Origin of the sequence: Pseudomonas emilianonis (assembly GCF_023072625.1) — a bacterium.
GTDB lineage: Bacteria > Pseudomonadota > Gammaproteobacteria > Pseudomonadales > Pseudomonadaceae > Aquipseudomonas > Aquipseudomonas paraveronii.
Genome location: NZ_JAKNRV010000188.1, coordinates 1 through 9,824 on the forward strand (window position 1 = coordinate 1; position 9,824 = coordinate 9,824).

9 protein-coding genes are annotated in these 9,824 nt (G+C 55.9%); all 9 read left to right on the top strand.

Annotated features, from left to right (window positions below):
* The coding region (locus tag L9Z73_RS18300) for a DUF2345 domain-containing protein (protein ID WP_247403690.1) at positions 1–1,439 on the top strand (1,439 nt) is incomplete at its 5' end.
* A 5-nt stretch (positions 1,440–1,444) separates the two neighbouring features.
* Positions 1,445–2,218, top strand: coding sequence for a hypothetical protein (locus L9Z73_RS18305; protein ID WP_247403691.1), 774 nt, complete (start codon positions 1,445–1,447; stop codon positions 2,216–2,218).
* A complete protein-coding gene (locus tag L9Z73_RS18310) occupies positions 2,203–2,574 on the top strand; it encodes a DUF7079 family protein (protein ID WP_247403693.1) in 372 nt (123 codons plus the stop codon). Before L9Z73_RS18305 ends, L9Z73_RS18310 begins: the two co-directional genes overlap by 16 nt.
* A gap of 227 nt (positions 2,575–2,801) precedes the next feature.
* The gene (locus L9Z73_RS18315; protein ID WP_247403695.1) at positions 2,802–4,895 is read left to right on the top strand and encodes a lipase family protein; all 2,094 of its coding nucleotides are present in this window, start codon (positions 2,802–2,804) and stop codon (positions 4,893–4,895) included.
* Positions 4,896–5,121: 226 nt separating this feature from the next.
* Entirely contained in the window at positions 5,122–5,904 is a 783-nt protein-coding gene (locus L9Z73_RS18320; protein ID WP_247403698.1) for a hypothetical protein, read from the top strand.
* Positions 5,905–6,020: 116 nt separating this feature from the next.
* Complete coding sequence (locus L9Z73_RS18325) at positions 6,021–6,386, top strand: YceK/YidQ family lipoprotein (protein WP_247403701.1); 366 nt, start codon at positions 6,021–6,023, stop codon at positions 6,384–6,386.
* Between the two features lie 56 nt (positions 6,387–6,442).
* Positions 6,443–6,796: a PAAR domain-containing protein gene (locus L9Z73_RS18330; protein ID WP_247403704.1), complete on the top strand. Its 354-nt coding sequence runs from the start codon at positions 6,443–6,445 to the stop codon at positions 6,794–6,796.
* 2 nt (positions 6,797–6,798) lie between these two features.
* Positions 6,799–7,959 carry a hypothetical protein gene (locus tag L9Z73_RS18335; protein WP_247403707.1) on the top strand — a complete coding sequence of 387 codons (1,161 nt, stop codon included), beginning with the start codon at positions 6,799–6,801 and terminating at the stop codon, positions 7,957–7,959.
* A gap of 260 nt (positions 7,960–8,219) precedes the next feature.
* On the top strand, positions 8,220–9,824 hold a 1,605-nt coding region (locus L9Z73_RS18340), incomplete at its 3' end, for an ImcF-related family protein (RefSeq protein ID WP_247403710.1).

Consider the following 9,824-nt stretch of genomic DNA (forward strand, 5'->3'; position numbering starts at 1 on the left):
AAAGCCTCTGGCTACGCCTGGCCCGACCCTACGCCGGGGATACCCACGGCCTGCACCTGCCGTTGATTCCCGGCACCGAAGTCGCCATCGCCTTTGAACAGGGCGACCCGGACCGGCCTTACATCGCGCACGCGTTGCATGACAGCCAACACGTTGATCATGTGACTTTGCGCAATTACAAACGCAACGTGCTGCGTACTCCGGCGAATAACAAGCTGCGCATGGATGACACGCGGGGGCAGGAGCATATCAAGGTCAGTACTGAGCACAGCGGTAAGAGTCAGTTGAACCTGGGGCATTTGGTGGATGCTGCGAAACAAAAGCGTGGGGAAGGGTTTGAGTTGCGCACTGATGGGTGGGGTGCGATTCGTGGGGGGAAAGGTTTGTTTATCAGTGCGGACGAACAGAACCGGGCTCGGGGTGAACAACTCGACATGGTGGCTGCCATTGAGCAACTGAAAAGCGCGCTATCTCTGGCGCGCTCCCTGGCACAGGCTGCTCACAGTGCTGGAGTGCCGTCTAGCGATACCGACAGCCAACTAGAGTTACTTCAGGCACTCAAGGGATTGGCACAACCGGGAGTATTGCTACATGCACCGTCGGGTATCGGCGTACTCAGTCCTAAAGCCGTATGCCTGTCTTCCGGAGGGGAGAGCGTGGGCATTATGGCCGCACGTAACACGGACATCAGCGCCGGGCACGACATCACCGCAACCGCTGAAGGTGGTGTGAGCGTATTTGCGCAACGTGGCGACCTGCAACTCAAGGCGGCTCAAGGCAAAGTTGAACTGCACGCTCAGGGCAGTAACCTCCATGTGTTGGCAAAGACCGACGTTAAGATCGAAAGCGTCGAAGGCCGTATAGAAATCAAGGCCCCGCAAGAACTGGTGCTCAACTGTGGCGGTGCCTATATCCGTTTAAAGGACGGCGATATAGAGCTGGGAGCGCCTGGCAACATCTACCTAAAAGCTACCGATGTAAAAAAGTTTGGCAGCACCAGTCTCAATACTCCAGCGTCACCGTTGCCGACGGGTTACGCGGCTAGCTACACCGTGAAAGACGCAGCCCAGGCAGCGTTGCGATTCAGCCGCTACCGGATAACCACTCAGCAAGGTGAAGTATTCAATGGAGTAACCGACAAGCATGGCAAGACGATGAGCGTTCATACCGCGCTGCCGGGGAACTTGAAAATCGAGCTGCCAGGGACTGAAAAGTGGATCAGCTTTTCTGCCCCGTCGAAATCAAATTATCAAGGCATAAAATGCACCGCGACCATGGATGATGGCGAGGTGTTGGAGGGCGAGTTTGATGGTGAAAACAAAGTAAGTTTTTATTCTTTTACGGGTAATTCTTGCGTCAAGTTCGAGGTGCAATGCCCGGAGCATCAAGAAGACTTACCTAGCACCGCAGACAAACTGCTACGAGAGTTGGGGGAGTAAATAATATGGATACTTTTTACCAAAACTATATGGCTCGACAAGATCATCAGGTTGACGATGATACTTTGGAGGGCGCTCTTGAAAGTTTTGAGGGTGCAGCGCTCAAGTTCTCTTCGGGTTTTATAAAAGATGCAAAACAGCGTGATAACTACAACAGCAATGTCAAGCGAGTCAAGGCGCAGGTATTGGCGCAAGTCAATGCGGGAAAAGTGTCAATAAAGGAGGCTGCGGAATTCTGCTACGAAGCACGAAATAAAATCATGGCGGAAACTAGGCAGAAAACCTCAATGCCCGGACGGGCTATTGCAGAGAAAAGGAAGGTTGTTTCTCCGGATTTAGAAAAGCTATTGGACGAGAAAGCCGGCAAAAAATTTGGTAAAAACTTTGCGGCGCTCAATGCTGAGCAAAAAAATGCCATGTATTACGAAATCGTAGAGTCTTCGGCGAGGCCTAACACGGGATTTAATACTTTAAATCGAGTGTTAAAAATCTCTGGTAAGGTTTTGATTGTCGTGACGGTCGCTTATGCAACCTACGAGATCGCGAATGCAGAGAATAAGCAGAAAGAGTTGATCAAGCAGGGTATTACGATAAGCGGTGGTTTTGCAGGAACTACCTTGGCGAGTTTTGCCGTCTCTACCGTGTGCGGGCCCGGCGCGCCGTTTTGTGCAATCGGTTTAATGCTGGCGGGCGGGGTTGCCTCTGGCTGGGCGGCCTCGAAATTAGCGGACTCCCTCGACGATGAAATAGAAAAGTTTACTAAATGGAAAATCAATTAGATCAGCGTCAACTCTGGGCTGCACTCTCTGATTTATTTGTAGATGCCAATGTTGACTACAAACACATTGCAGGGGTGGCAAAGAATTACTCTGTTGAGGAGGTTGAGTTTGCTTTGTTTGAGAGAGTGGCTCCGGTATGCATCAGTAATATGCTGGCGCCAGTGCCACCTGTTTGCTGGTATTTCGATAAGGAGCAGTTGGTGGCTGATATTGAGTCCTTGGTCAAGAAGAGGATCGAGCAGGGGGTGATCGGTAAATGTCTATCTGGTGTGATGGGGCGATTGATACGGATTGTTAGTGCAAAAGTGTGGGCCGAGCTAAAGGCTGAAATCGAAAGGGTCAAAAGTGAGGGGTAATGCGAATTTTAGAACTTTAAGTGTTGCCGGGTATAAGTCGCGACCAGGTATTGTTTTGATTGAGTAGTCGGAGTAGCGGTTATTTGTTTTTTTATTATTCAGGATATTCATTTTTATTAATGGGTTTTTAGGCCGAGGTGGCGTGTTGTGAAGTGTGGGGTCGGTTACCCCGATTGACTCAATTGATCGGGTAATTGCTCAGAGAATATAAATTTTTAAGGGGTTATATGAACGATCCAATGCACCGCACGGATACCCTCAATCCGAGCAAGGACTTCATCGGAGGGGAACAGAAACAGCATTGGATCGAACTCCAGTTGCTGGACGAGCAGGGTGCGCCCCTGGCGAACATGCCCTATCAGGCGATCAACGACGCCATCCGGGAGAGGTGCTTCCCCGAATGTGCGGGGCTCAGCGATGCTCAGGGCGTGATCCGTATTGAGGGGCTGCACCCGATTCCCATCACCCTGAAAGTGCAGGCCGATCCTTTGGCCGAGCTGCTGCAAACCCGTCGCTTGCGTGCCCTGCGTGCCGAACCGCCTCGGCCCGTAATCGGAGATCGGACCCCGCTGTATGGTCCGCAGCATTCGGGTTTCTCGCCCGTCGAGAAGCAGGCCCACGCGGCAGGTCACTGCTACCACTACCTGCGTATCGGTCAGTTATGCGACCGATTACCGACCCTTGATCCGCCTTTGGAGGACCCTAAGCGGCCTCCGGCCTTTCACTTCCCGGACCCGGCATTCAGCGGTTTCACCGTTGAGTACGAAGCGCTGAATCGCCGTCACGTGTTGGAAGTTTGCTCCTTCCGTGCCTGGTCTTTGGTTCTGCATCACCAACCCGAATACAGCATGGCCAATGCCTATAACCTTGGGCTGATGGCCAACCTGTCCTACAGCATTGTCGCCCAGAACATGTTGAAGCAACGACCGGGCACCGATCCCAGTACCGTCTCAGGCTCGGTGGAGGAGTTCTTTTTACGTCAGTGCCTGGACCTGTCGCGCACGCCGGTGATGATTGACTCCGGAGGGACGCGTCTGCCAGCACTGGTGGTAGACGTCCCCTTCAACCAGCGCTACACCACGGCGGTTATGCTGGATTCGCTGGAGGCCAAGCGCCCGTCGGGCACCTCCGAGATTCCGCGGCTCATCATCGAAAACACCCAGTTGTTCTATTGCATCAACCAGACTCAAGTGGTTGTGGCCTGGCGCGGGACACAGGAACCCAAGGACTGGCTGACGGATGTGCTGTACCGCCCTATGCCAGCCGATGGCAGCGGCTGCGACTTGAAGTCTGCGTGTACGCCTTTGACGGATGTCGGCAGTGTGCACTATGGGTTTTTGCATGCGTTTGAGGTGGCTAAGAAGCTGTTTTCTCAACGCTTTGATGACATTCAGAAAGCGTTAGCTAATAGAAAACTGTTCATTTGCGGCCATAGCCTGGGCGGCGCCCTGGCTCTGATCCACTCCGCCGAGCTGAAAGATCGCAACCCCCTGCTCTACACCTACGGTATGCCCCGTACCTTCACGGCCAAGGCACTGGAGCGCCTGAAAACGGTGACCCACTTTCGCCATGTCAACGACGCCGACACCATCACCAGCGTGCCACCCGAGGCGGAACTGGATAACTGGCTTTACGATGCCCTGGGGCCGCTGGGCCACGACCTAGGCTACATCTGGTCCGTGGGTGAACTGGTGGCCGGCAAACTGGTGCGCTTTGGCGACCCCTACTGGCATCACGGCCAAATCGCCATGTTCTACCGCGCTGACCAGCATGTGGAGTCGCGGGCCTCAAATAACCCCGTCGAGCGGAGTAGAGAAGGCCTGGGCGCGCCTTACCACACCACCATTCTTAAGCGTTTGCCGCACCGAGCCCGCCTCTACCTGGTGCCCAGCCTGAGCGATGAGTTCAGCCGCTTCGCCTGTGAAGAGCAGAAGGCCCTCATTCGCTCGATGAGCCGGGAAAGCCTGACGCGGTTCTTTCCGTCACACACTAATCCTGAACGTAGCACTCGCCGCAGTAACCCGATGGATCACTCGATGGTCGCTGCCTACTTACCCTTCTTGCACAACCAGTTGCTGGAGTTGAGCGATCCCGAACGGCCACTGGAGCGCAAGGCGCAACGGGCGAAGTTCGAGACGCAGATGCATGGGTTGGGCGTCCCCGAAGCGGAAAAGCACCGCAACGAGCAGTTCCTTGCCTTGCAGAAGTTGTTACCCATGGCCTTGCGCATGACTCAAGACCTGGAAGGCGGCCCTGAAGCCCTGCAGCGTTTCTGCCGAGAGCGAGAGTTCGGCGTGATGATCGAGATCACCCAAGCCTGAATCTACGCATCGGGGTGCGATAGCCACCCAACACATTAGCCATAAGGGAACACATAAAACCATGAACATTCTGATCCGCCCTGCGCAGGGTCCAGTGCAACACGTGAACTACCAGGCAGTCGAGGAAAGCGGGGGGGTACAGCCAACCCATTCCCTCCCGTTACCCAGGTGCGATAACCGTCGAGTTTCCCGACGCACTGCTAGCGATCACGGAGGAACACAGCCTATGAATATTCGCCTAAGCCCCATGAGCGGCGCTTTGTTGCTGCTGCTCTGCCTAAACGGTTGCGCCCAGAACCGGACCTTGGCACCGCCACCGGGCGGGGAACAGGTCAGCGTCGTGGTGAAGGTCCCGCAGAACCTCACGGCGGAACCCATGCAGGTGATGTACCGCTCGGAGAAATGCCCGATCAAACGATCCGGGCCAGACTGGACCACTTATGAAGAGGACGGTTACTTGTCCACTACGGTTCAACCGCAACAGCAGGGTCAGAGCGGCCTATATGAGGCCAAGTTGCCTATCAATGGCGGTAGCCGATGCCAGTGGCAACTGAGTAATGTGACTTTTGGCGTCACCTACGCCAATACAACGCACTTTGGCGAGAATGTTAAAGCGGGCCCTGGGGGCGGGGTGATCGTGATGTTCGATAAGCATCTGCCACAACAACGTTCTGCTTTTCAGCCAACGATAGAAGTCAACGGTGACGTGCTGATCAGTAAAGACTATTACCCTTTGGTTAACGAGCAATTCATTGGTCGACAGGAAACGCGCGCGTGGCTATTCGGTGAGGGTGAAATCTATTTGTATTATCGGGCCTCCGACGCTAGGAGGGTGACTTTCGAACCGCTGCTGCATGCCAACTATGCATTGTATTCGGTGGAGCCAAAGGTGCAGGGCGAGGGTTATACCCGCTATATCTACCCCGATGGCAGCGTGGTGGCTGATGGTCGTGACCCAAGCTTCAAGAAACTGCAATCCATTCGTCTGACTGCGGAGAAGGCTCGATGAATCGCATGTTTCCTTCTGTTCAGGCCTTACGATTAACGCTTAATGTTTTATCCCTGATGTCGGCTAACGTGAGCCTTAGATAAAACTTAGTCATGTATTTATATTGGGTGTTTGCGATGGTTTATTTGAATTTAATTGCGTGTGCTGGCCATTCTCGCTTTAAAAACATTGTGAGGGTTAGTCAGGGAAGTGGTTGTGCGAAGCGCTTAAAGTTCGGGTTTTTAGGGCTTGTTGCCGGACTGCATTCGGGCTGTGCGGCAATAGGGGCTGCAGTTATGAATGGCCCGACTTGCCCTTATCAAGGCGTTCAGCTGGATTTTCATGCAGCGACTGATTGGACACTGATCAAAGGGAGTAATGGACTGATTATTCCGTTAGCTATTATCGATTTACCTTTTTCTTTTGTTTTCGACACGTTGACTCTTGGGAGTGCATTAGAGGCTGACAACGGCGAGCTGAATTGTCCGCGAAAGTTTACGTAGCGATTGGGCGCTGGCCAGCTAAAAGGTAGTGCGTTTTTGGGGCGAACTAATTTTTATTGGTCGAAATCAATCCTCTAACGAATATTTTGATCATTTTTATGGAAGCCTGTTTTTCAATGGGCGAGTTTTGGAAAATTTTATATATGTCACAAGGATTTGTTTTATTGGGTGATAAAACCACCCACGGTGGAGAAGTGATATCGGCCTCATCCACGATGATCGTAAATGGCAAGCGAGTAGCACTGGTCGGAGACGAAGTTAGTTGCCCGCTGCCGGGGCATGGCGTCAACAAGATTGTCGATGGCTGCCCGGACTGGTCTGAGGGTGATCGGGCGATGGTGGTCAACGGCTGCCGCAGTGAGTGCGATTGCCAGGTGATTTCCAGCGCTCCCGATTGTGGGGTGGGTTAGTCATGGGCTGGGATCGTCAGGCACCTCATGTGGTGGACGCTCCAAAACCGCCGGTGCTGGGTCGTTGGCTATTGGCTGCACTCATGGCGGTGCTGGTCTGCGTGCTGCTGTTTTTGCTGCATGCCTCCGAACGGATGCCGTTACTGAGTACGCTCAACATTTGGGCATTGTCCGCTTCGCCATTGGTGGTCTGGATCCTGGCGTTCGCTGCGCGTGCCCATGCCTATGGGACTGCGTTGAGCCATTGCCAGTTTCTGGAGGAGGAGGCGCAAAGTGCGCAGCGTTCCTGGCAGGGTTGGGCGCAGCGCTACCTGGCAGTGTCTGCCAGTTGTGTGCTGCTGCCTGATCAGGTGTCTGCGAGTGTATTAACTCAGGGTTCCTTTGATTTGCCTCCCCGCAGAGGGCAAGCACGGCGTATTGCGGCTTTGCCTGTAGGGCCGGAGCGTGCTCAAGCCGGATTGCAGATGTTGATTCAGGCATTGGTGCCGGCACTGCATGCGTTACCGACGGGGCAGGAACTGCTCGTCACCCTGCTGAGCGATGTCGATCCCAGCGAATATGAAGCCTTGCGCGATGCCTGGAAGCAGACCTGGACCATCACGATGAGCGGACCGCTACCCGCAACGCTCACCTTGGCTAGCGAATTGTCGTACTGGTGGATCGATGAAACGTTGAAGGCCGCCACCGCAGCCATTGAGTTGATTCTGGTGCTCCAGGTGCACGGTGATGACTCGTACTCCGACGGGCTTGCCGCCTTGCTGCTATGCCCGGACAGCCTGGCAATCGTCTTGGAGCTACCGATCACGGCTGGTTTGTTGCGGCCAATGCCATTGGATATCGATGCGCTGGACAGCGAATTACCGTTGTTTCTGCAAACCCAAGTGAGCGCTTGCCGAGCAGCCGGCATGTTGGCCGACGCCACCGACTGGCAGCCACTGACCGGAAAAATACTTGCCGTAGCAGCCGCCCATGGTGCTTCGCTCAAGGCGGAGCAGCAGTGGACTCAGGAATGTCTGTGCGGGCTATCGGGCCCGCTAGGTCACTGGCTAGTAACTGCGCTGGGTGTGGAAATAGCCCGGCATCAGCGCGAGCCTTTGTTGGTATTGGCACGAGAAGAATCCCAGCACTGGATGAGCACTATTACCACGGGAGAGTTGGCATGAACGTTTGGAGTAACTCATGGCGCCGCGCGGGGGCAGCCGTGTGGATCATTACGCTGCTAGCCGCGCTGGGCTGGGTGATCTGGCGTTATGGCGATCAGGTCGGGCTAGCTGAGAATCACCACAAGCTGTTGGTTTTTCTGCTGATTATCACCATTGCAATGGTGGGCTTTCTGGCACCACGGTTGTTAGTGCATCTCAAACGACAAAACCACCGCGAGCAGGGGCGGGCGGATAAGGTCTATCCCCCGGCAGACTCACAGATGGTTTTGCCTCGCCAACCGATTGCTCACCTGTCAGAGCTGCGCGAGCACCTACACGACGCCTACGGCTACTTCTGGCGCCGCAAAACCCGCCTGCTTCTCGTCATCGGCGAACCCACCGAAATCGAAGCCATCGCCCCCACTCTGGCCGATCAGCAATGGTTCGAGGGCCAAGGCACGGTCCTGCTGTGGGGGGGCAGTGCCCAGGCCGCGCTGGATCAATCATTCCCTAAACGCTGGAGTGGGCTGAGCCGCTGGCGTGCGCTGGACGGGGTGGTTTGGGCGTTGAACAAAACCCAGGCCGCCGACGATGTCGCGATGGGTAAAGGTGTACGCCAGGTGCAGCGCCTTGCCCGTGACTTGCACTGGCAGTTGCCGTTGTACCTCTGGCAGGTCTGCGACAGTGCATGGGTGCAGGACTCTCGCAAGGCGCAGCCGGTGGGCTGCCGGTTGCCCGAGCGCTTCACGGCGGCGGCATTGGAAACCGCCCTGACGCGCTTGCTAGAGCCTTTGCGCCGCGAAGGCTTGGCGCAGATGAACGGTGTGATGAAGCATGACTTCCTGCTACGCCTGTCCCGCGATTTAAAGAGCGAAGGCATCGCCCGCTGGCGTCATACGCTGGCGCCGCTGGGCAGCGATTTTGCTCATGGTGTGCCGTTGCGTGGGTTGTGGTTCAGCCTGCGGGTACAGCGCTCGCCGCATGATCAACAACATGAGTGGTCGGTTGCCCCGGTGTGGCACGGCGTACTCGGCGATAACACCAGTGGCCGCCGGCTGGGCTGGAGCGTGCCGCGCGTTGGCTATGCGCTGGTGTTGGGTTTGGCGACGTTATGGGGCGCAGGATTGTTGCTGTCGTTTGTCAGCAACCGTGCGCAAATCGCCCAGGTGCAAAGTTCGTTGGAGGCATTGCAGCAGTCGGGCAGTAGCGACGAGCAACTCAGCGCACTCAACGATCTGATGCGCGAACTGGCGCGCCTGGATTACCGCGCCGAACACGGTGCGACGTGGTACCAGCGCTTCGGCCTGAATCAAACCCCAGCTCTGCTTGAAACCTTGTGGCCACGCTACGTCGAAGCCAACAACCGCCTGATCCGCGACCCGGCCGCCGCCGCTTTACGCCAGCAGCTCACCGCGCTGATCAAGCTGGCGCCGGACAATCCCGAGCGCGCCGAACGCGCCCGCGATGCCTACGACCAGCTCAAGGCCTACCTGATGATGACTCGGCCAGACAAAACCGACGCCAGTCTTCTGGTTAAAACCCTGAGCAAAGTGGAGCCCTCCCGCGCAGGAATAGCACCAGGCCTCTGGCAAACCCTGTCGCCCAATCTGTGGCAGTTTTACGCCGAACACCTGGCTGAAACCCCGGCTTGGCGTATCGACACCGACGCGCGGCTGGTCGCACAAGTCAGGCAAATCCTGCTCGGCCAACTGGGCCAACGCAACGCCGAGGCCAACCTGTACCAACAACTGCTCAATGACGCCGCCAATCACTACCCGGCCTTGAGCCTGCACCAACTGGTCGGCGACACCGACGCCCAGGCCCTGTTCACCACCGACGCCAGCGTGCCCGGCGTCTTCACCCGCCAGGCCTGGGAGGGCCAGGTG